Origin of the sequence: Pseudomonas sputi, assembly GCF_021603585.1 — a bacterium.
GTDB lineage: Bacteria > Pseudomonadota > Gammaproteobacteria > Pseudomonadales > Pseudomonadaceae > Aquipseudomonas > Aquipseudomonas sputi.
In genome coordinates, this window is record NZ_BQHI01000046.1 from 1 (window position 1) to 21,234 (window position 21,234).

A 21,234-nucleotide genomic window follows, 5' to 3' on the forward strand; every position below is an offset into this window, starting at 1 on the left:
TCAGCTGGAAGGCATAAACAATCGAATAAAGGTCATCAAACGGATGGCGTACGGTTACCGGGATAGCGAATTCTTTTTCATGAAGATCAAGAGCGTGTTTCCCGGCAATCCGTGATGAACCTTTTTTTCGCCTGTCATTTTTTGATATTTCCTTAGATTGGCGCAGACAGCTCCCGCAATTAACCGCGCATTAAGCCCCTGTCTTTTTCCTGTCCATACAAGCTGTTACTGTACGGCCCACAAAGCCCAAGCCGCCTGGATCGGATCTGACTTGAAGCGTCCCCTCCTCCTGCTCCTGATCAGCCTGGCCTTGAGCTCCCCCGTCAGCGCGACGATCACCGAAAGCCACGGTTATGCGCAGTTCGGCACGCTCAAGTACCCGGCCAGATTTACCCACTTCGACTGGGTCAACCCGCAAGCGCCCAAGGGCGGTACGTTGCGGGTGATGGCGTTTGGCACCTTCGATACGCTCAATCCCTACACGTTCAAGGGCACCAGCCCGGTCACCACGGCGAATTTTCTGCAATACGGCATCAACGAGCTGAACGAGCCGCTGATGGTCGGCACCGGGCAATACGCGCCGTCCGGTGACGAACCGGCGTCCAGTTACGGTTTGATCGCCCAGTCGGTGGAGTACAGCGAAGATCGCAGCTGGGTCGTGTTCAACCTGCGCCCGCAAGCGCGCTTCCACGACGGCACGCCGATCACCGCGTACGACGTGGCGTTCTCCTATCGCCTGCTGCTCAAGGAAGGTCACCCGCTGTACCGCACCGCCCTTCAGGAAGTGCTGCGGGTCGACATCCTCAACCCGCAGCGCATCCGGTTTGTGCTCAAGCGCAGCGGCAATCCGTTGCTGATCCTGCGTCTGGGCGAATTGCCGGTGCTGCCCCAGCATTACTGGAAGGGCCGTGACTTCAAGGCCACCACCTTCGAACCGCCGCTGGGCAGCGGGCCGTACCGCATCACCTCGGTCACGCCGGGGCGGCAGTTGATTTTCGAGCGGGTCAAGGACTACTGGGGCAAGGACCTGCCGGTCAATCGCGGCAAGTACAACGTCGATCGCATGGAAGTCGAGTTCTACCGCGACAGCGATGTGGCCTTCGAAGCGTTCAAGGCCGGCGAGTTCGACATCTATATCGAGCATCAGGCCAAGAATTGGGCCAACGGCTACAACTTTCCGGCCGTGCGTCGTGGCGACGTGATCAAGGCGCAGATCCCGCACCAGATCCCGACCCAAAGCCAGGGTCTGTTCATGAACACCCGGCGCCCGGCCTTCGCCGATATCAAGGTGCGCGAAGCGCTGGGCCTGATGTTCGACTTCGAATGGACCAATCGCGCGCTGTTCAGCGACGCCTACAAGCGCACCACCAGCTACTACCCCAACAGCGAATTCAGCGCCGTCGGCCTGCCGGTCGGCCATGAATGGCTGATGCTAAAACCCTACAAGGATCAACTGCCGGCGCGGCTGTTCACCGAGCCGTTCACGCTGCCGCAGACCGACGGCCGCGGCATCCCGCGGGAAACCCTGCGCAAAGCCTTGGCGTTGCTGGCCGAGGCCGGCTGGAAGCTCAACGGCCAGCGCCTGCAGAACGCCGTCGGCCAGCCGCTGCGTTTCGAACTGCTGCTGGTCAATCCGAATCTGGAACGGATCCTCCAGCCGTATATCGAAAACCTCAACCGCATCGGCATCGACGCGCGTCTGCGCACGGTGGATCGCGCCCAGTACAAACAGCGTCTGGATCAGTTCGATTTCGACATGATTCTGATGACCCTCAGCCAGACCCTCAGCCCCGGACTGGAACAGTGGCAGTACTTCCACTCCAGCCAGGTCGGGGTCAAGGGCAGCAAGAATTACGCGGGCATCGCCAACCCGGTGGTCGACCACCTGCTCGAGCAACTGCTCGCCGCCCGCACCCGCGATGAACAGGTCGCCGCCGGCAAGGCGCTGGATCGCGTGCTGCTCTGGCAGCACTACAGCATTCCCAACTGGTACCTCAATTATCACCGTCTGGCGTACCGCAACCGGTTCGCCTTCGTCACCACGCCGCCCTACACCCTGGGCCTGAGCGCGTGGTGGCTGAAATCTTCGGAGAAAGATCGATGAAACCTATCCGCGCCCTGCTCGTGCAGGCCAGCGGTCTGCTGTTCGCCGGGCTGGCCTGTGCCGCTCCGCAACACGCCGTGACCCTGTACAACGAGCCGCCGAAATACCCCGCCGACTTCAAGCACTTTGATTACGTGAACCCCGACGCGCCCAAGGGCGGGATCTTCCGTCAGGCCGGCTTCGGCGGTTTCGACAGCCTCAATCCGTTCATCAGCAAGGGTGTGCCGGCAGATGATATCGGCATGATCTACGACACCCTCGCCAAACAGGGTCTGGACGAGCCGTTCACCGAATACGGTCTGATCGCCGGCAAGATCGAAAAAGCCCCGGACAACAGTTGGGTACGCTTCTACCTGCGCCCCGAAGCGAAGTTTCACGACGGCCACCCGATACGCGCCGACGACGTGGTGTTCAGCTTCCAGACGCTGACCACGGAAGGCGCGCCGATGTATCGCGGCTACTACGCCGACGTTGAGGAGGTAATCGCCGAAGACCCGCTCAAGGTGCTGTTCAAGTTCAAGCACACCAATAACCGCGAACTGCCGCTGATCCTCGGTCAATTGCCGGTGCTGCCGAAACACTGGTGGGCCGAGCGTGATTTCAACAAGGGCAACCTGGAAATCCCGCTGGGCAGCGGCCCGTACAAGGTCACCCAAGTGAAGGCCGGGCGCTCGGTGCGTTATGAGCGGGTCAAGGATTACTGGGGCAAGGACTTGCCGGTCAATCGCGGCTTCTACAACTTCGATGTGATGACCACCGACTATTACCGCGACAACACCGTCGCACTCGAAGCCTTGAAGGCCGGGCAGTTCGATTACTGGCTGGAAATGGCCGCGAAAAACTGGGCCAATGCCTACAACGTGCCGGCAGTGACCGAAGGGCGACTGATCAAGGAGCAGATTGCCAACAGCAACCCGACCGGCATGCAGGGCTTCGTCTTCAATCTGCGTCGTCCGGTGTTTCAGGACGTGCGGGTACGCCAGGCCCTCGGCCTGCTGTTCGACTTCGAATGGACCAACAAGCAACTGTTCAACGGCGCTTATGCGCGCACCCGCAGTTACTTTGAAAACTCGGAAATGGCCGCCACCGGCCTGCCGGATGCAGAACAGGTGGCAATCCTCGATCCGTTCCGCCGCCAGCTGCCGGCGCAGGTGTTCAGCGAAGCCTTCGAAAATCCGAAAACCGACGCCAGCGGCATGATCCGCACGCAACAGCGCGAGGCGTATCAGTTGCTGCAAGAGGCCGGCTGGAAAATCGTCGACGACAAGATGGTCGATGCCACCGGCAAACCGGTGGTCATCGAATTCCTGCTGGCGCAGACCGAATTCGAGCGCGTGCTGTTGCCGTTCAAGCGCAACCTCAGCGACCTCGGCATCGATCTGGTGATCCGCCGCGTCGACGTCTCGCAATACGTCAATCGCGTGCGTTCACGGGACTTCGACATGATGGTCGGCAGCTTCCCGCAGTCCAACTCGCCGGGCAACGAGCAGCGCGAGTTCTGGATGAGCGCCGCCGCCGACAAACCCAGCAGCCGCAACTCCATGGGCCTGAAAGACCCGATCGTCGATCAACTGGTCGAAAGCCTGATCAACGCCGATTCGCGCAAAAGCCTGGTGGCCCACGCCCGTGCACTGGACCGTGTGCTGCAATGGGGCTACTACGTGATCCCCAACTGGCACATCAAGACCTGGCGCGTGGCGTACTGGAACCACATCGGCCACCCGAAAGTCTCCCCCAAGTACGACATCGGCATTAACACCTGGTGGGTCAAACCCGATACTCCACCTGCGGTAGAAGTCGAAACCCAACTGCAAGTCGACCCTGCGGGCACGGAGTAATCAGATGCTGGCGTACATTTTTCGGCGACTGCTGCTGATCATCCCGACCCTGTTCGGCATTCTGCTGATCAACTTCGTGATCATTCAGGCCGCGCCCGGCGGGCCGGTGGAGCAGATGATCGCCAAGCTCGAAGGCTTCGAAGGCGCCACCAGCCGCATCGCCGGCGGCGGTGCCGAGGTGTCGGTGGCCGGCTCCTCCTATCGCGGCGCGCAGGGCCTGGACCCGGCGTTGATCAAGGAAATCGAGAAGATGTACGGGTTCGACAAGTCGGCCCCGGAACGTCTGTGGATCATGGTCAAGAACTACGCGAAGCTGGATTTCGGCGACAGCTTCTTCCGCGACGCCAAGGTCATCGACCTGATCAAGGAAAAGATGCCGGTGTCGATCTCCCTCGGGCTGTGGAGCACACTGATCATGTACCTGGTGTCGATCCCGCTGGGGATCGCCAAGGCCACACGGCACGGCAGCCATTTCGACGTCTGGACCAGTTCGGCGATCATCGTCGGTTATGCGATTCCGGCGTTCCTGTTTGCGATTCTGCTGATCGTGGTGTTTGCCGGCGGCAGTTATCTGGACTGGTTTCCGCTCAGGGGCCTGACCTCGAACAACTTCGATGAGCTGAGCCTGGGCGGCAAGATCCTCGATTACTTCTGGCACCTGGTGCTGCCGGTGACGGCACTGGTGATCGGCAACTTCGCGACCATGACCCTGCTGACCAAAAACAGCTTCCTCGACGAAATCAACAAGCAGTACGTGGTCACCGCCAAGGCCAAGGGCCTGACCCGTCACCGCGTGCTCTACGGTCACGTATTCCGCAACGCGATGCTGCTGGTGATCGCCGGGTTTCCGTCGGCGTTCATCGGCATCTTCTTCACAGGTTCCCTGCTGGTGGAAGTGATCTTCTCCCTCGATGGCCTCGGGCTGATGAGTTTCGAAGCGGCGATCAACCGCGATTACCCGGTGGTGTTCGGCACCCTGTTCATCTTCACCCTCCTGGGGCTGGTGGTGAAACTGATTGGCGACCTTACCTACACCCTTGTCGATCCGCGCATCGACTTTGCCAGCCGGGAGCATTGAGATGAACCTGTCCCCTCTCAACCGCCGGCGCTTCGAACTGTTCAAGGCCAACAAGCGTGGCTGGTGGTCGCTGTGGCTGTTCCTGATCCTGTTCGGCCTGAGCCTCGGTGCCGAACTGATCGCCAACGACAAGCCGCTGGTGGTGCACTACGACAACAACTGGTACTTCCCGGCGATCAAGCGCTACCCGGAAACCACCTTCGGCGGCGAATTCCCGCTGGAAGCCAACTACAAGAGCCCGTACATCCGCGAACTGCTCAAGGCCAAGGACGCATGGGTGCTATGGGCGCCGATTCCGTTCAGTTACCAGAGCATCAACTACGACCTGAAAGTCCCGGCCCCCGCCCCGCCCTCGGCGGACAACCTGCTGGGCACCGACGATCAGGGCCGCGATGTGCTGGCGCGAGTGATCTACGGCTTCCGTATCTCGGTGCTGTTCGCCCTGACGCTGACCGTGCTCAGCTCGATCATCGGCGTGATCGCCGGCGCCTTGCAGGGCTTCTATGGCGGCTGGGTCGATCTGGCCGGCCAGCGTTTCCTGGAGATCTGGTCGGGTTTGCCGGTGCTGTACCTGCTGATCATTCTTGCCAGTTTCGTCCAGCCGAACTTCTGGTGGCTGCTGGGGATCATGCTGCTGTTCTCGTGGATGAGCCTGGTGGACGTGGTGCGCGCCGAGTTCCTGCGCGGGCGCAACCTCGAATACGTACGCGCGGCAAGAGCGCTGGGCATGCAGAACGGCGCGATCATGTTCCGCCACATCCTGCCTAACGCCATGGTGTCGACCATGACCTTCATGCCCTTCATCCTGACCGGCGCCATCGGCACCCTCACCGCCCTGGACTTCCTCGGTTTCGGCTTGCCGGCCGGCAGTCCGTCGCTGGGTGAACTGGTGGCCCAGGGCAAATCCAACCTGCAGGCGCCGTGGCTGGGCATGAGCGCGTTTGCGGTATTGGCGCTGATGTTGAGTTTGCTGGTGTTCATCGGCGAGTCCGCTCGCGATGCCTTCGACCCGAGGAAGTGACATGAATCAGGACAATCTGATCGAAATCCGCGACCTGGCCGTCGAATTCGGCATCGGTGATCGCGTGCAACGGGTGGTCGAAGGCGTGAGTTTCGACATCAAGCGCGGCGAAACCCTGGCGCTGGTGGGCGAAAGCGGCTCGGGCAAGTCGGTGACGGCGCATTCGATCCTGCGCCTGCTGCCCTACCCGCTGGCGCGGCATCCGGCCGGCAGCATCAATTATTCCGGACAGAACCTGCTGGAGCTGAGCGAAAAGACCATCCGGCACATTCGCGGCAACCGGATCGCGATGATCTTTCAGGAGCCGATGACCTCGCTCAACCCGCTACACTCGATCGAGAAGCAGATCAACGAGGTGCTGGGCATTCACAAGGGCCTGACCGGCAAGGTCGCGACCCGGCGCACGCTGGAGTTGCTGGAAATGGTCGGCATCCCCGAGCCGCACAAGCGCCTCAAGGCCCTGCCCCACGAATTGTCCGGCGGCCAGCGTCAGCGGGTGATGATCGCCATGGCCCTGGCCAACGAGCCGGAATTGCTGATCGCCGACGAACCGACCACCGCGCTGGACGTGACCGTTCAGCTGAAAATCCTCGACCTGCTCAAGGAGTTACAGGCCCGATTGGGCATGGCGCTGTTACTGATCAGTCACGATTTGAACCTCGTGCGAAGAATTGCGCATCGTGTATGTGTCATGCAGCGCGGTTGCATCGTCGAACAGGCATCGTGCGCAGAGCTGTTCCGTTCGCCGCAGCATCCGTACACTCGGGAACTGCTTGGCGCGGAGCCCAGCGGAGGCCCGGCGAGCAATAAAATCGGGGCGCCGCTGCTTGAAGTCGAAGATCTGAAAGTCTGGTTCCCGATCAAGAAAGGCCTGCTCAAGCGCACGGTGGATCACGTCAAGGCAGTGAACGGCATCAACTTCAGCCTGCCTCAGGGGCAGACCCTGGGGATTGTAGGCGAAAGCGGTTCCGGCAAATCCACCCTGGGTCTGGCGATCCTGCGGTTGATCGGCAGCCAGGGCGGGATCCGTTTTGAAGGCAAGCAGCTGGACTGCCTGACGCAGAGCGAAGTCCGGCCGCTGCGCCGGGAGATGCAGGTGGTGTTTCAGGACCCGTTCGGCAGCCTGAGCCCGCGGATGTGCGTGAATGACATCGTTGGCGAAGGCTTGCGGATCCACAAGATGGGCACCGCCGCCGAGCAGGAAGCGGCAATTGTTGCGGCATTGAAGGAGGTAGGTCTGGATCCGGAAACCCGGCACCGCTACCCCCATGAATTTTCCGGTGGGCAACGGCAGCGGATTGCCATCGCCCGGGCCCTGGTGCTCAAACCGGCGCTGATCCTTCTGGACGAGCCGACTTCGGCCCTCGACCGGACGGTGCAGCGGCAAGTGGTGGAGCTGTTGCGTTCACTGCAAGCCAAATACAACCTGACGTATTTGTTCATCAGCCATGACCTGGCTGTCGTCAAAGCGCTGAGCCACCAGCTGATGGTGGTCAAGCATGGCCAAGTGGTCGAACAGGGAGACGCGCAAAGTATCTTTGCCGCCCCCCAACATCCGTATACACAGCAGTTGCTGGAAGCCGCTTTTCTGGCACCAGCCACTGCGCAATAACCTGAAAGAGGAGCAACACATGGGTTTTCTCGCCGGTAAGCGCGTACTGATCGTCGGTGTCGCCAGCAAGCTGTCCATCGCATCCGGCATCGCTGCCGCCATGCATCGCGAGGGCGCTGAGCTTGCCTTCACTTATCAGAACGACAAACTGAAAGGTCGTGTGGAAGAGTTCGCACAGGGCTGGGGTTCGAGCCCTGAGCTGTGCTTCCCGTGCGACGTGGCCAGCGATGAAGAAATCGCCAAGGTCTTCGAAGAACTGAGCAAGAAGTGGGACGGCCTGGACTGCATCGTGCACTCCGTCGGCTTCGCTCCGGGCGACCAACTGGACGGCGACTTCACCGAAGCCACCACCCGTGAAGGTTTCCGCATCGCTCACGACATCAGCGCCTACAGCTTCGTGGCCCTGGCCAAAGCCGGTCGCGAAATGATGAAAGGCCGCAACGGCAGCCTGCTGACCCTGTCCTACCTGGGCGCCGAGCGCACCATGCCGAACTACAACGTGATGGGCATGGCCAAGGCTTCGCTGGAAGCCGGCGTGCGTTACCTGGCCGGTTCCCTGGGCCCGGACGGCACCCGCGTCAACTGCGTATCGGCCGGTCCGATCCGCACCCTGGCCGCTTCCGGCATCAAGAACTTCCGCAAGATGCTGGCCGCCAACGAAGCGCAAACCCCGCTGCGTCGCAACGTCACCATCGAAGAAGTCGGCAACGCCGGCGCCTTCCTGTGCTCCGACCTGGCGTCGGGCATCAGCGGTGAAATCATGTACGTGGACGGCGGCTTCAACACCACCGCCATGGGCAATATCGAAGAGTAATCTTCGCGCTGCCGTTAAAAAGCCCGCCCATCATTGGCGGGCTTTTTCATGCCTGCGATTTGATTGACACCGCTTTTCCTGTGGCAACCAGCCTGCTGGTGATCGCGGTGTGTCAATCAACGCCGCGAGTGCGCCTGATAACGTCATCGCGAGCACGCTCGCTCCCACAATCGAAAAGCACAGCGCTAGACTCGGTTCACCTCAACTGTTGATAGAGATCGCGCCATGTCACTCAGCCCTTTCCATCTGGCCATTCCCGTGTACGACCTCGCCGCCGCCCGGCATTTTTACCGTGAAGTGTTCGGGCTCGAGGAAGGTCGCTCCAGCGATCACTGGGTCGACTTCAATTTCTTTGGCCATCAACTGGTGATTCACCTGGCGCCGAAGAGCGCTTCGCAGGAAGCGGCGCACACCAACGCCGTGGACGGCCATGACGTACCGGTGCCGCATTTCGGCGTGGTGCTGGGCATGGAGCAATGGCATGCGTTGGCCGAGCGTTTGAAGTCACTGGACACGCGGTTCGTGATCGAACCGGGGATTCGGTTTCAGGGACTGGTGGGCGAACAGGCGACGATGTTTCTGTTTGATCCGTGCGGCAATGCGCTGGAGTTCAAGGCGTTCAAGGATATCGGGCAGTTGTTTGCCAAATAACAGCGCCTGTGAAAGCGCCTTCGCGAGCAAGCTCGCTCCCATCCGTTGAAATACGCCTCCTGTGGGAGCGAGCTTGCTCGCGATGAGGTCAGCACTAGCAACGCTTCAACGCCTGCTTATGCTCATACATCGCTGCATCCGCATCCGCCAGCAACTTATCCACGGTGTCATGGCGCTGCGGTTTGTATTCGATCTGGCCGACGCTGAAGCGAATCGCGTAGCCGCGGTGCAACGTGGCATTGCGCTCTTCGAGGATTTCCTTGAGTCGCGCCATGATCGCCGTCGTTTCGACATGGCTTGAGCCGGTCAGCAACGCCACGAATTCATCACCGCCCAACCGTCCCACCACATCGCTCTCGCGAAAGGCGATACGCAACACATCGGCAAAGGTTTTGAGCGCACTGTCGCCCTCGGCATGGCCATAAAGGTCGTTGATCTGCTTGAAATCATTGAGGTCGAAAAACAGCAGCGTCGCCGGTTTTTCCAGCCGTGCGCAGGCATCCAGCGCGTGCTGGGCCAGCATCTTGAAGCCGCGACGGTTGGACAGCAGCGTCAGCTCGTCCATGCTCGCCATCTGCACGGCCATCAATTCCTGCTCGGCCATGCCGGCCAGATCGCGCAACAGGGCACGCTCCTCATCGTCGAGATCGCGAGGTTTGGTGTCGATCAGGCACAAGGTGCCCATCTTGTTGCCGTTGGGCACGGTCAGCGGATACCCGGCGTAGAACCGGATGTTCGGATCACCGATCACCAGCGGATTGTCGTGAAAACGCTCGTCCTCACGGGCATCGCGCACCAGCAGCAGTTCGTCCTTTAGGATCGCGTGGCCGCAGAACGAGACATCCCGTGGGGTTTCAGTGACGCCCAGGCCCACGCAGGACTTGAACCACTGGCGATCCTTGTCCACCAGCGTGACCAGCGCGATCGGCACGTTGAACAGCCGCTTGGCCAGACGTGTCAGGCGGTCGAAGCGCTCTTCCGGTGCGGAATCGAGCAGTTTCAGACCCTGCAGCGCTTGAATACGGACAGACTCATTGGCAGGTTTGCCGGGAACCAGCATCACACACTCCTTTGTCGTCGATGCCCTTGAGCGTAGCCCGAATCAGCGATGACTCAACCTCTCATCCGCCGGCCACCGGACATGGCCCGCCTGCATCGGCCCAAAGCTTGAACTGGGTCACGAAGACATCGTGCGGCACTGGCACCGGCGCGCGCCCGGTCCCGGGATTCCAGCCCCAGAGCACCAGTTTGTCTTCACTGACGTGCTTGATCAGCGCGGCAAAATCCCGGTCACCGTTGCTGGCGCGGTCCTTGATCATGGCGCACAACCGATCCGGCGGCAGGCCGATCCAGGCCATTTTGTGGGCGGCCGGCGGCAGGCTCCAGTGCGGCGCCCCCGGTGGCGCATGAGGGCCGTAACTGGCTGGCGGATTGCTTTCGGCGTGGCAGGTGGCGCAGGGCAAACCGGCCGCGCCCTTGCCGTCCATGCCGCGCACCACGCTCATCGCGTGAGGAATGCCAGCGTCCAATTGCAACGGCGAATCGCCGGGAATGTGACAGTTCTGACAGCGCGGGCTCTGGAAGACTTTCTGCACCGTGCCGAAGGCTTTCAAGGCTTCCTGATCGTCGGCAAACAGATCCGAGGCGTAACCGCCCAACCCAAGCAGCATCACCGTGCCCAACAACAGATGTCGTTTCATCTCACACCCCCGACAGTTGCAGCGGCAGTTCCCGCAGGCGCTGCCCGGTCAGGGCGAACACCGCGTTGGCCACCGCCGGCGCCGTGGGCGGCACACCCGCCTCGCCGATGCCGCCGGGTTTCTCGCTGCTCGGCACGATGTGCACCTCGACCACCGGCATTTCATTGAGGCGCAAGACCTGATAGTCGTGATAGTTGGACTGCACGACTTGGCCGTCCTTGAGGGTCAGTTTGCTGTGCAGCGCCATGCCCAGGCCGAAGGTGATGCACGACTCCATCTGCGCCGCGATGCTCTGCGGGTTGACCGCAATCCCGCAGTCCACCGCGCAGACCACGCGATGCACGCGAATCGCCAGATTGTCCTGGGACACCTCCGCCACCTGCGCCACGTAACTGCCGAACGACTCGTGCACCGCCACGCCCAGCGCATGGCCGTCCGGCAGCGGGGCTTTCCAGTTGGCTTTCTCCACCGCCAGATTCAGCACACCAAGATGCCGGGCGTGCTCCTTGAGCAACGCTCGTCGGTATTCCACCGGATCCTTGCCTGCCACCGCAGCCATTTCATCAATCAGCGACTCCATGACAAATGCGCTGTGGCTATGGCCCACCGAACGCAGCCACAGCACGTTGATCCCGGTGGTCGGCGAATGCAGATCGACCTGATGATGAGCCAGACCCTTGATGTACGGGCTGTCGGAAACGCCTTCGACCGAGGTCTGGTCGACGCCGTTCTTGACCATGGTTTTCTCGAGCATGGTGCCGGCCATGATCGACTGCCCCACCAGCACATGCTGCCAGGCCAGCGGCAGGCCGTCGGCGCCGAGGCCGATCTTCGCCTGATGCAGGAACATCGAGCGGTAGTAACCACCGCGAATATCGTCTTCGCGCGACCACACGGTTTTCACCGGCATCGCGGCAGCCTTGGCCACTTGCACCGCTTCGGCGACAAAGTCCGAGGTCGGGTTGGCCCGCCTGCCGAAGCCGCCGCCGAGGAATTCGGTGTGGATCTCGACCTGCTCCGGTTTGAGCCCGGTGATCTTGCCGGCGACCATCTGATCCAGGGTCTGGAACTGGGTACCGGTCCAGATCTCGCACTTGTCGGCGCTGATCTTCACCGTGCAGTTGAGCGGTTCCATCGGCGCGTGGGCCAGGTACGGCACGCTGTATTCGACGTCGATTTTCTTCGCGGCCTTGCCGAAGTTACCCTTGGCATCGCCGACCTGCGCCGCCGAGGTGCCCGGTGTGGCCGCCAGTTTGCGGAAGCTCGCCAACAATTTTTCACTGCTCAGATCAGCGTTCGGCCCCAGATCCCAATCGACCTTCAGCGCATCGCGACCGAGTTTCGCCGCCCAGTAGTGCTCGGCGACCACCGCCACACCGGTCGGCACCTGCACCACTTTGTGCACGCCGGGAATCGCCAGGGCTTCTGCGCCTTCGAAGGATTTCACCGTGGCGCCAAACACCGGCGCCCGGGCGACCATCGCCGTCATCAATCCGTCGAACTGCACGTCCATGCCGAATTTGGCGCGACCGGTGATTTTTTCCGGGGTGTCGAGGCGTTTGGTGGGTTTGCCGATGACTTTCCAGTCCTTGGCTTCCTTGAAGGTAATCGACTTCGGATCCGGCACCGGCAGTTGACCGGCGGCGTCCGCCAGTTCGCCGTAGGTGGCGCGGCTGTCGCCGGCAATCACCACGCCGGATTCGGTGCGGATCGTCGACGGCGCCACATTGAAGCGCTTGGCCGCAGCCTCGATCAGCATCTGCCGCGTCGTGGCGCCGGCAAGTCGGTAGCGGTCGAACTCCATCCAGGTTGAAGTGGAGCCGCCGGTAATCTGCATCCCGCCAAACGCCGGCATGCCGTAATCGGCGGCCGAGGCTGGGGAGTGCTCGACGCGGATTTTCGACCAATCAGCGTCCAGCTCCTCGGCGATCAACATGGTCAGGCCGGTCCAAATGCCCTGGCCCATTTCCGAATGGCCGAGCAGCACAGTAACGCTGTTGTCCGCCGCGATGCGCAGGAACGCGTTCGGCGCAAACACTTTGCCTTCATTCTCGGCCGCCATGGCGAACCGGTTGCCGCCAGGCACCACGAACGCCACCACCAGACCACCGCCAAGCACAGCGCTGCCCTTGAGAAATCCACGACGGGATACAGGACTGTTCATCACTCACTTCCCCCGCTCAGCCGATGTCGGCGGCACGTTTGACCGCCGCGCGGATTCTTGGATAGGTGCCGCAGCGGCAGATGTTGCCGGAGAGCGCCTGATCGATATCGCTGTCGGTGGGTTTGGGAATTTTCGCCAGCAATGCGGCGGCGGACATGATTTGCCCGGACTGGCAATAACCGCACTGCACCACGTCCAGTTCGGCCCAGGCCTGCTGCACCGGGTGCGAACCGTCGCTGGACAAACCTTCGATGGTGAGGATTTTCTGGCCATGGGCGACGGCCGTGGCCGGCGTGATGCACGAGCGCAGCGGTGCGCCATCGACGTGTACGGTGCAGGCACCGCACTGGGCCATGCCGCAGCCGAATTTGGTACCGGTCAGGTGCGCGACATCGCGCAGAACCCAGAGCAACGGCATGTCCGCGGGGACATCGAGCTCTTGATCCTTGCCATTGATGTTCAAGGTCAGCATCGGGGACTTCCTCAGACTCACGGTGTTCTGAAGGGCGCTGCGACGGCCATCGTTGGCGGTGCGCGCCTCGGCTTATCCCTTTCAGCTAAGCGCATTTTGACCCGACGACCAGCCGTCGCGACCACCGGTCATCCGCCACCGTTCGGAAAATCATCGATCAGGGTGCCGGGTTTGCTCCTACAGTTGATACCGCTTGTCATCGCAAGACCTGCCCTTTCACACTTTCCAGGAGTCGCGAACATGGGATTTGTCACAACGAAAGACGGCGTCGAAATCTTCTACAAGGACTGGGGCCCCAAGGACGCCCCGGTCATTCACTTCCACCACGGCTGGCCGCTGAGTGCGGACGACTGGGATGCGCAGATGCTGTTCTTCCTGGCGCAGGGTTTCCGGGTTGTCGCCCACGATCGGCGGGGTCACGGGCGTTCCAGCCAGGTCTGGGACGGCCACGACATGGATCACTACGCCGACGATGTGGCGGCGGTGGTCAATCATCTGGGGACGCAGAAAGCCGTGCATGTCGGCCATTCCACCGGTGGCGGCGAAGTGATTCACTACATCGCCCGGCATGGCGAGGATCGGGTATCGAAAGCCGCGATCATCAGCGCCGTGCCGCCGCTGATGGTGAAAACCGAGAGCAACCCCGATGGCCTGCCCAAATCAGTGTTCGACGATCTTCAGGCGCAACTGGCAGCCAATCGTGCGCAGTTCTATCGCGACGTGCCCAGCGGGCCGTTCTACGGCTACAACCGCCCTGGCGCCACGCCATCGGAAGGGATCATTGCGAACTGGTGGCGCCAAGGCATGATGGGCGGCGCCAAGGCCCACTACGACGGCATCGTTGCCTTCTCGCAGACCGACTTCACCGCCGACCTGAAAAGCATTTCGATCCCGGTGCTGGTGATGCACGGCGATGACGACCAGATCGTGCCTTATGAAAACGCCGGCGTGGCCTCGGCGAAACTGCTGAAAAACAGCACGCTGAAGATCTATCCGGGCTTCCCCCACGGAATGCCGACCACCGAGGCGCCCACAATCAACGCGGATCTGCTGGCATTTATTCGCGGCTGATAGTGGCCGGGGTCAGGCGCCCTGCCTGATCCCGGCTATTCTTCGGTTCGCCCCGTTCGCTCACGATCACGCTCGTAGTGTCTGGCCAATGGAAAGGCCGGCAGCCACGACTCGCGACGCACCGTCCACAGCTCGTAGGTGGGCTGGAATTGATCCGGTGCATCCAGCGCACCCAGACTCACCTCGACTTCATCGCCACTGCGGCCGAACACCGACGAGCCACAGCGCGGGCAAAAATGTCGCCCCGCGTAGTCATGGGTCTCGCCGCTGATCGTCACCGCCGCCTCGGGAAAGATTGCCGATGCAGCGAACAGCGCGCCCTGGTGTTTGCGGCAGTCAAGACAATGGCAAACGCCCACCCTGTAGGGTCGCCCTGACGCCTCGATCCGTACTTCGCCGCACAGACAACCGCCGGTCAATCGGTCCATGGGACACCTCGCCTGAAAATGGAATATCCGGTGAGTGAAAATAGCAGCCCACTGGGGGAACGCTTACAATCGTGGCCCATTAACACTCTCCAGGCAGACCTGCTCTTTCATGGCGCTCGATCCTCTCACGATGCTGACCATTTCCACCGCCCTGGCCGCGGCGGCCGCCCTGTATCTGGCGGTCGAATGGCGCAGCATCCGCGAACCTTCCCTGCTGTTCTGGAGCGCCGGTTTCGCCACCATCACCGTCGGCTCGAGCCTGGCCCTGCTGCGCGCCAACGGTTATCCATTGATCGGCATCTGGTTCGCCAACGGCTTGCTGGTGGTCGCGCACTGGCTGTTTCTGCTGGGGGTCGCGCGGTTTACCCAGCGGCGGTTGTCGCGGGCCTGGTACTTGATGTTCCTGCTCTGGCTGTCGTTGCTGCTGTTACCGGAAGATCCGTCGTGGTCGAAGATCATGTTGATGGCCAACTCGCTGCTGGTGGCCGCGTTGATGCTGCGGGCCAGTCTGTTGCTGCGCCCGCACGGCAAATCGTTGAGCGTCGGCGCGGTGCAATTGCGTTATGTGTTGCTGATCCACGGCGCGTTCTATTTCACCAAGGCGATCATTGCGGTGATTCCGGGCACGCTGATCGATCTCGCGTCGCTTCGCGGCGAGATCATTCAGATTTCCCTGGTCGAGGGCGCAATGGCGATCATGTTGATCGCGCTGTCGATGACCGGCACCGAGCGCTACCGCCGGGAAAAGCAGATTGCCGAACTGGCCGCCCGGGATCCGCTGACTGCGCTGTACAACCGCCGCGCTCTGGAAGTCCGTGCTCCGCGCCTGCTCGACCAAGTCTCCAGCACCCGCCCCGGCGCGCTGCTGCTGATCGACATCGACAACTTCAAACTGATCAACGACCTGTACGGCCACACCGCCGGCGACCGGTTGCTCATCGCCCTCAGCGAAATGGTCCGCGCGGTACTGCCCAAAGGCGCACTGGCGGCACGCCTGGGCGGCGACGAATTCGTGATGCTGCTGGGCGATGCGTCCCACGCCCGGATCATGGATCTGGGCAGTGCACTGCGCGAGCAGTTCCAACAGATGACTTCCCAGACCTACACCACCCCGCAGGCCGTCACCCTGAGTATCGGCGCCAAGGTGTTCGATCAGCCGCCGGCAAGTCTCGCGGCGTTGATCGAACAGGGTGACAGCGCGCTCTATGCATCCAAGCGCGGCGGTCGCAACCGGATTCAGCTGGCCGACTACACCTGACCTATCCTTGCCTGCATCCCGCAACGTTGGAGTTCGCCATGTCCTCGCCGGAATCCACCCTCCTCCAGAGCTGGCACCACAACGCCCGGGTCTGGACCGAAGCCGTGCGCAGCGGCGCCATCGAGAGCCGCCGGCAGGTGACCGATCAGGCGATGTTGCTGGCGGTGATGGGACGCCAGCCGGAGCGCGTGCTCGATCTGGGTTGCGGCGAAGGCTGGCTGTTGCGGGCGCTGGCCGAGCGCGGGTTCGACGCGGTGGGTGTGGACGGTGATGCAACGCTGGTCGAGGCCGCGCGCGAGGCAGGCTCATCGCCCGTGGAGGTCGCCAGCTACGAAGATTTGGTTGAGGGAAAGGTCGACATCGGCCGCGATTTCGACTTGATCTGCGCCAACTTTTCCCTGCTGCATCAGGACATCATTGCGCTGCTCGCGGCCATGAACGCCCTGCTCGTGCCCGGCGGAGCACTGGTGATCCAGACGCTGCATCCGTGGTCGGTGGCAGCGGGTGATTATCAGGACGGCTGGCGGGAGGAAACCTTTGACGGATTCCAGGGCAAGTGGTCGCCGATGCCATGGTATTTCCGCACCTTGTCCAGTTGGCTGAATGCGCTGGACATGGCCGGCCTTCAGTTGACCGGCCTGCGCGAGCCGCAGCATCCGCAGAGCCCGGTGCCACAGTCGTTGTTGATGATTGCCGAACGTCGCAGGTAACCCCCTGGAGCCTCGGCTTGATTCGCAGCAACCGACCATTCGGCCCGTTGCGCTGCCAGCCGACCACAGACTGACTACGCTATTAATCCAGCGTGTCCAACCTGCCGAGGATGACTGCCATGCAACGCTTTCAAAAGCTGACTCCGTGCCTATGGTTCGACGATCAGGCGGAAGCGGCGGCGAAGTTCTACTGCTCGATCTTCGACCACTCGAAAATCACCGCCCTCACCCACTACAGCAAGGTCGGCCAGGAATTCCACGGCCGCCCGGAAGGCTCGGTGATGACCGTCAGTTTCGAACTCGACGGCCAGAGCTTCACCGGGCTCAATGGCGGGCCGGTGTTCAAGTTCAATGAAGCGATTTCGTTTCAGGTCAATTGCCAGAACCAGGAAGAGGTCGACCATTTCTGGGGCAACCTCGGTTCCGGCGGGCCGGTAGAGGCGCAGCAATGCGGCTGGCTCAAGGACAAGTTCGGCGTGTCGTGGCAGATCGTGCCGGTGGCGTTCATGCACATGATGACCGACCCCGACCAGACCAAGGCCCAACGGGCGATGCAGGCCATGTTCGGGATGAAAAAACTCGACATCGCCGAACTCGAGCGGGCCTTCGCCGGCCAGAACTGAACCGCTGACCCAGTCAACCGCCCATCGGGAATCCTCGTGACCTGTCAGATATGACAGGTGTTTTTGTCCTGAGGCTGCTCGACCATGGCTATTCCTCCATATGAAGGTATGCCGCCATGAACAACCTCACTACAGTGGATTTCGAAGATCAGACCTCACAGGATTTTGCGCCTGGACAGACGTTCACCAGCAACGGGGTACATTTTAGCCTTTTGCCAGGCACTGAAGCGCCCATGTCCATCAGGAGCTCAAGTGGTACGCACGTCAACGGGCAAGTCCTGGTCGTTCGCTCAGGCACCGTGGACATCCATCCGAGCCAGGCCCCAAAGAGCTTCAGTTTTTGGTATACAAACGCAGATAAAGGCTTGATTGTGAGTTTTCTTGCGCAAGATGGCTCAATAATCACCGAGATTCATGTCCCCCCTCGTGAGGGTGGCGAGAAAGAATTCAATCACACCCTTGAACGTACGTTTACAACGGCTCGGGTCAAAGTCCCCGCTAACGACGTACTCATCGATCGTCTGCAGTTCACCGAATCGCGTTGACTGGCCAACGGCAGTCCAAGCTCGCTAAACTCAGGCCCGACTGCCGGACACCACAACGATGAAGAGCGCTGCCGCCAAGAACCCCGAACAAGCCCCGCGCTTCTGGCGCAACGATGCCCTGCCCTTCATTGAAGCACGGGGCATCGCCGATGGGCGTGAAGTCTGCTATTCACGACATTCCCACGCGCACTTTTCCATCGGCGCGATCACCGCCGGCCGTAGCACCTATGTGCATGAGCAATCCTCGTTCGAAGTGGCGGCCGGCACGGTGGTGCTGATGAATCCGGGGGACGTGCACGCGTGCAATCCGATTGATGATCAGCCGTGGTCATATTTGATGTTGTATGTGGAAACGCCTTGGCTGACGGATCTGCAGCATCAGTTGGGATTCAGTGCGGAGCTTGAGTTTCGGCGATTTTCCGATACCCATTTGAATGATGCTCGACTGTTTCGCGACCTGAATGCGTTGTATGGCGTGCTGGTCGACGAACAGCAAGACGTATTGCGCAAACAGAGCGCGGCCGTGGAGTTTTTCAGCGAGCTGCAACTGCGCCTGAACCCCATCGAACAACCGTTGCGCGAACCGAACTTCAAACTCGAACGCGCCGCCGACTTCATCCGCCAACACTGCACCGACCTGCTCAGCCTCGACGACATCTGCGCCGCCGCCGAACTGTCACCGTCCTACCTGATCCGCGCCTTCAAACAGCATTACGGCATGACGCCCCATGCGTTTGTGGTCAACCAGCGCATTCAGTTTGCCCGCGAGTGTCTGCGGCGCGGGCAGTTGATTGCGGATGTGGCGCTGGAGGCGGGGTTTGCTGATCAGGCGCATTTTCAGCGGGCGTTCAAGCAGCATCTGGCGGCTACGCCGGGGCAGTATCGGGGGTGAAAAACAGAACGGCCCGCATTGCTGCGGGTCGTGAAGGTAACTGTCAACGTTATTGGTCACGACTTCTGCCGCCGGTAAATAAATGCGTCCCCATTTACTCTGCAGGAATAACTGAGACTGTACTGCTGGGTGCATCACAGACATAGAGGCGGATGCCATCCGGATGGACGGCGATTCCGCTTGGACCTTGCCCAACGCTGACGGTCTTGATGACTGCGTGACTCTGCGTATCAATCACCGCGACTAGCTTGTCAGCATAGAGGCATACATAGGCACGGGAGCCGTCCGGGTGAAAGGTGACCTTTGTAGGACTTCGCACGCCGATCGCCTTGATAACCGTCAGACTTCGGGTATCAATCACCAAGACTGCATCCCCATAGTAATCAGTCACGTAGACACAGGAGCCGTCCGGATGGGTGGCGACTTCGCGAGGTTTTTGCGCAGTGTAGATAATTTTGATAACCGTATGATTCAGGGTCTCTATCACCGAGACTTTACCCTCTGCTAGCTGAGCCACGTAAATCCGGGAGCCGTCCGGGTGGACGGCGATCCTGAATGCACTTGTCAGGCCGGTGATTGTCTTGATAACCCTTTGACTCAGGGTATCGATCACCGAGACTGAGTGACTGAACAAATTACACACGTAGACACGAGAACCGTCAGGATGGAAGGCGACCCCGCTCGCCGTGTATCCGACAGTGATAGTCGTTATAACCGTTTGACTAAGGGTATCGATCACCTTGACTGAACTGGGTGAGGAAGTAGTCACATAGAGAAAGCGGCCGTTCGGGTGGACTGCGATGCATGGTGGCTCTCCGCCGACACTCAGGGTCTTGATAACCGTCTGACTTGCGGTATCAATCACCGAAACTGAATCACCTTTGAAATTACACACATAGACAAAGGAGCCGTCCGGGTGGGCTACGATACCTCCCGGCTCGTTCCCGACTGGAATGGTTGCTGAGTGGAAGACGTTCAGCGTACGCACATTTGAATACGTTGGATTCGGATGGTAAAGCGACTGGGCAGCAAATCGATGTGGGCCTTCTGCAACGGGGATCGATAGTTCCCAATCCCCACTTGCATCAGCGGTCGCCTTGCCTTTGGACTCGGCACTGGGACCGGTTCCGTCGAATACCTCGACCTGCTGGCCAACACTGGCCTTGCCTTTGAGTTTCACGTTAGTGCTGGTCGTCGTGCTGCCTTCCGGAATATCTCTACCAGCGGCGTCCTCGATCTTGTCGATGGTCGGCTTCACTAGGGCGACCACCGTCAACAAGCGCACATTGCTCCAGAGAGGGGTGCCCGGGTACAAGCGTTTCGCGACCAAGCGGCGAGGGCCTGGTGCCAGCGGGAACGTTTTTCCCCAGATGCCGGTTGTCCGGTCTGCGATTGCCGTGCCGATGACGACGGCGGTGGCTCCGTTTCCTTCCCAGATCTCGATACTTTGCCCTTTGCTTGCCGTCCCGCTCACTGTCACGGTGGGGCTGACGGTTGTCTCGCCTTCCCGTATTTCCTTGCCCGCGTTGTCCAGAATCTTGTCGATGGTCTGTGTGACAACAGGCGTCACGGTAAGAGTCCACGGATCCGAGACCTGCCCCAAACCATACACCGCCTTGGCCGTGAAGCTGTGCGGGGTTATGCCCAACCCCGAGACCGTTTTGGTCCAGATTCCGGTAACCGGGTCTGCGGTTGCGTCGCCTTTATCGGTGTTGCCGTCCAGGATTTTCACGCCTTGGCCCTTGCTGGCCGTGCCCGTCAGGGTCACGGCCGTTTCCACGGTGAATCCGTCCTGAGGTATGTCGGCCCCGCTGGGCGAGCCCTTGACCGAGGTGATCGCGGGCTTGATGTCCTCGATGGCCTTGATGGTGTAAGTGCGCACCGGAAAGGTCACCGCGTCGCTTTCGAGCGGGCTGCCATTCAAACCGGCCTTGAACTCGATCCTCAACGCAGAACCGTCCTTGAGCTTCTGCAGTCCGGCCTTCGGTACCGATTCGTCGTAGTAGCCATTGTTGATCCAGCCCTGGTTTGTCTGAGCGTTTCCACCATTCCAGATGGTTTTCGCATAAGACGTGTTGTCATCGTTCGTACCGACCAGGCGCAGCCACACTTTCTGCCCCAGCGCAATAAACGGCCAGACGGAGGCGCGCAAGGTGGCGTTGCCAGTCAGCGCCGAAACGTCCAGCTCCGCGCCATCACCGTTGTTGGCCGCCTGAAGGATCTTCGGCACATTGGAAAGATCCAGCACCAGCG

Annotated in this window: 20 protein-coding genes; 14 read left to right on the forward strand and 6 right to left on the reverse strand. The window is 60.9% G+C overall.

Going from position 1 to position 21,234, the window contains the following annotated elements; translation table 11 throughout:
* The 8 genes from L6D81_RS28715 to L6D81_RS28750 form a co-directional block, all read left to right on the forward strand.
* Positions 1 to 115, forward strand: a 115-nt coding sequence (locus L6D81_RS28715) for a transposase (RefSeq protein WP_143497295.1), incomplete at its 5' end; no start/stop codon positions are given.
* 156 nt (positions 116 to 271) lie between these two features.
* Positions 272 to 2,104: an extracellular solute-binding protein gene (locus L6D81_RS28720; protein WP_236182915.1), complete on the forward strand. Its 1,833-nt coding sequence runs from the start codon at positions 272 to 274 to the stop codon at positions 2,102 to 2,104.
* Entirely contained in the window at positions 2,101 to 3,942 is a 1,842-nt protein-coding gene (locus tag L6D81_RS28725; protein ID WP_236182916.1) for an extracellular solute-binding protein, read from the forward strand. The genes L6D81_RS28720 and L6D81_RS28725 overlap by 4 nt, the downstream gene beginning before the upstream one ends.
* 4 nt (positions 3,943 to 3,946) lie before the next feature.
* Positions 3,947 to 5,020, forward strand: coding sequence for a microcin C ABC transporter permease YejB (locus L6D81_RS28730; RefSeq protein ID WP_236182917.1), 1,074 nt, complete (start codon positions 3,947 to 3,949; stop codon positions 5,018 to 5,020).
* Between the two features lies 1 nt (position 5,021).
* Complete coding sequence (locus L6D81_RS28735; RefSeq protein ID WP_085698849.1) at positions 5,022 to 6,041, forward strand: ABC transporter permease; 1,020 nt, start codon at positions 5,022 to 5,024, stop codon at positions 6,039 to 6,041.
* A 1-nt stretch (position 6,042) separates the two neighbouring features.
* A complete protein-coding gene (locus L6D81_RS28740; RefSeq protein WP_236182918.1) occupies positions 6,043 to 7,653 on the forward strand; it encodes an ABC transporter ATP-binding protein in 1,611 nt (536 codons plus the stop codon).
* A gap of 19 nt (positions 7,654 to 7,672) precedes the next feature.
* Positions 7,673 to 8,467 carry an enoyl-ACP reductase FabI gene (fabI, locus tag L6D81_RS28745; protein ID WP_003202751.1) on the forward strand — a complete coding sequence of 265 codons (795 nt, stop codon included), beginning with the start codon at positions 7,673 to 7,675 and terminating at the stop codon, positions 8,465 to 8,467.
* Positions 8,468 to 8,692: 225 nt separating this feature from the next.
* Entirely contained in the window at positions 8,693 to 9,118 is a 426-nt protein-coding gene (locus L6D81_RS28750; RefSeq protein ID WP_236182919.1) for a VOC family protein, read from the forward strand.
* A 94-nt stretch (positions 9,119 to 9,212) separates the two neighbouring features.
* On the opposite strand, the gene L6D81_RS28755 is transcribed toward L6D81_RS28750, so the two are convergent.
* From L6D81_RS28755 to L6D81_RS28770, 4 genes are all read right to left on the reverse strand, one after another.
* On the reverse strand, positions 9,213 to 10,178 hold the full coding sequence (locus tag L6D81_RS28755; protein WP_236182920.1) for a sensor domain-containing diguanylate cyclase: 966 nt from the start codon (positions 10,176 to 10,178) through the stop codon (positions 9,213 to 9,215).
* 61 nt (positions 10,179 to 10,239) lie between these two features.
* Positions 10,240 to 10,818: a hypothetical protein gene (locus tag L6D81_RS28760; protein ID WP_236182921.1), complete on the reverse strand. Its 579-nt coding sequence runs from the start codon at positions 10,816 to 10,818 to the stop codon at positions 10,240 to 10,242.
* A 1-nt stretch (position 10,819) separates the two neighbouring features.
* Entirely contained in the window at positions 10,820 to 12,982 is a 2,163-nt protein-coding gene (locus tag L6D81_RS28765; protein WP_236182922.1) for a xanthine dehydrogenase family protein molybdopterin-binding subunit, read from the reverse strand.
* A 16-nt stretch (positions 12,983 to 12,998) separates the two neighbouring features.
* Positions 12,999 to 13,454, reverse strand: coding sequence for a (2Fe-2S)-binding protein (locus L6D81_RS28770; protein ID WP_007956954.1), 456 nt, complete (start codon positions 13,452 to 13,454; stop codon positions 12,999 to 13,001).
* Between the two features lie 240 nt (positions 13,455 to 13,694).
* Between L6D81_RS28770 and L6D81_RS28775 the strand changes: the two genes are divergently transcribed.
* On the forward strand, positions 13,695 to 14,525 hold the full coding sequence (locus L6D81_RS28775; protein WP_236182923.1) for an alpha/beta fold hydrolase: 831 nt from the start codon (positions 13,695 to 13,697) through the stop codon (positions 14,523 to 14,525).
* A gap of 35 nt (positions 14,526 to 14,560) precedes the next feature.
* Here L6D81_RS28775 and L6D81_RS28780 read toward each other — a convergent pair whose 3' ends face one another.
* A complete protein-coding gene (locus L6D81_RS28780; protein WP_236182924.1) occupies positions 14,561 to 14,953 on the reverse strand; it encodes a GFA family protein in 393 nt (130 codons plus the stop codon).
* Positions 14,954 to 15,062: 109 nt separating this feature from the next.
* Between L6D81_RS28780 and L6D81_RS28785 the strand changes: the two genes are divergently transcribed.
* The 5 genes from L6D81_RS28785 to L6D81_RS28805 all read left to right on the forward strand — a co-directional run bounded on the left by L6D81_RS28785 (position 15,063) and on the right by L6D81_RS28805 (position 18,981).
* Positions 15,063 to 16,211, forward strand: a complete 1,149-nt coding sequence (locus L6D81_RS28785; protein ID WP_236182925.1) for a GGDEF domain-containing protein — start codon at positions 15,063 to 15,065, stop codon at positions 16,209 to 16,211.
* A gap of 38 nt (positions 16,212 to 16,249) precedes the next feature.
* A complete protein-coding gene (locus L6D81_RS28790; protein WP_236182926.1) occupies positions 16,250 to 16,921 on the forward strand; it encodes a class I SAM-dependent methyltransferase in 672 nt (223 codons plus the stop codon).
* 119 nt (positions 16,922 to 17,040) lie between these two features.
* The gene (locus tag L6D81_RS28795) at positions 17,041 to 17,544 is read left to right on the forward strand and encodes a VOC family protein (protein ID WP_236182927.1); all 504 of its coding nucleotides are present in this window, start codon (positions 17,041 to 17,043) and stop codon (positions 17,542 to 17,544) included.
* Between the two features lie 116 nt (positions 17,545 to 17,660).
* A complete protein-coding gene (locus L6D81_RS28800; protein ID WP_236182928.1) occupies positions 17,661 to 18,089 on the forward strand; it encodes a hypothetical protein in 429 nt (142 codons plus the stop codon).
* Between the two features lie 58 nt (positions 18,090 to 18,147).
* Entirely contained in the window at positions 18,148 to 18,981 is an 834-nt protein-coding gene (locus tag L6D81_RS28805; RefSeq protein WP_236182929.1) for a helix-turn-helix transcriptional regulator, read from the forward strand.
* A 94-nt stretch (positions 18,982 to 19,075) separates the two neighbouring features.
* On the opposite strand, the gene L6D81_RS28810 is transcribed toward L6D81_RS28805, so the two are convergent.
* Positions 19,076 to 21,234: beta-propeller fold lactonase family protein (locus L6D81_RS28810; protein WP_236182930.1), on the reverse strand; the 2,159-nt coding region annotated here is incomplete at its 5' end.

What these genes read in the sequence shown, in the direction of transcription:
- fabI (WP_003202751.1), top strand. Translation starts at nt 7,673, where the DNA reads ATGGGTTTTCTCGCCGGTAAGCGCGTACTGATCGTCGGTGTCGCCAGC.
- L6D81_RS28770 (WP_007956954.1), bottom strand. Translation starts at nt 13,454, where the DNA reads ATGCTGACCTTGAACATCAATGGCAAGGATCAAGAGCTCGATGTCCCC.
- L6D81_RS28775 (WP_236182923.1), top strand. Translation starts at nt 13,695, where the DNA reads ATGGGATTTGTCACAACGAAAGACGGCGTCGAAATCTTCTACAAGGAC.
- L6D81_RS28725 (WP_236182916.1), top strand. Translation starts at nt 2,101, where the DNA reads ATGAAACCTATCCGCGCCCTGCTCGTGCAGGCCAGCGGTCTGCTGTTC.
- L6D81_RS28800 (WP_236182928.1), top strand. Translation starts at nt 17,661, where the DNA reads ATGAACAACCTCACTACAGTGGATTTCGAAGATCAGACCTCACAGGAT.
- L6D81_RS28735 (WP_085698849.1), top strand. Translation starts at nt 5,022, where the DNA reads ATGAACCTGTCCCCTCTCAACCGCCGGCGCTTCGAACTGTTCAAGGCC.
- L6D81_RS28780 (WP_236182924.1), bottom strand. Translation starts at nt 14,953, where the DNA reads ATGGACCGATTGACCGGCGGTTGTCTGTGCGGCGAAGTACGGATCGAG.
- L6D81_RS28760 (WP_236182921.1), bottom strand. Translation starts at nt 10,818, where the DNA reads ATGAAACGACATCTGTTGTTGGGCACGGTGATGCTGCTTGGGTTGGGC.
- L6D81_RS28755 (WP_236182920.1), bottom strand. Translation starts at nt 10,178, where the DNA reads ATGCTGGTTCCCGGCAAACCTGCCAATGAGTCTGTCCGTATTCAAGCG.
- L6D81_RS28750 (WP_236182919.1), top strand. Translation starts at nt 8,693, where the DNA reads ATGTCACTCAGCCCTTTCCATCTGGCCATTCCCGTGTACGACCTCGCC.
- L6D81_RS28790 (WP_236182926.1), top strand. Translation starts at nt 16,250, where the DNA reads ATGTCCTCGCCGGAATCCACCCTCCTCCAGAGCTGGCACCACAACGCC.
- L6D81_RS28740 (WP_236182918.1), top strand. Translation starts at nt 6,043, where the DNA reads ATGAATCAGGACAATCTGATCGAAATCCGCGACCTGGCCGTCGAATTC.
- L6D81_RS28765 (WP_236182922.1), bottom strand. Translation starts at nt 12,982, where the DNA reads ATGAACAGTCCTGTATCCCGTCGTGGATTTCTCAAGGGCAGCGCTGTG.
- L6D81_RS28795 (WP_236182927.1), top strand. Translation starts at nt 17,041, where the DNA reads ATGCAACGCTTTCAAAAGCTGACTCCGTGCCTATGGTTCGACGATCAG.
- L6D81_RS28805 (WP_236182929.1), top strand. Translation starts at nt 18,148, where the DNA reads ATGAAGAGCGCTGCCGCCAAGAACCCCGAACAAGCCCCGCGCTTCTGG.
- L6D81_RS28785 (WP_236182925.1), top strand. Translation starts at nt 15,063, where the DNA reads ATGGCGCTCGATCCTCTCACGATGCTGACCATTTCCACCGCCCTGGCC.
- L6D81_RS28730 (WP_236182917.1), top strand. Translation starts at nt 3,947, where the DNA reads ATGCTGGCGTACATTTTTCGGCGACTGCTGCTGATCATCCCGACCCTG.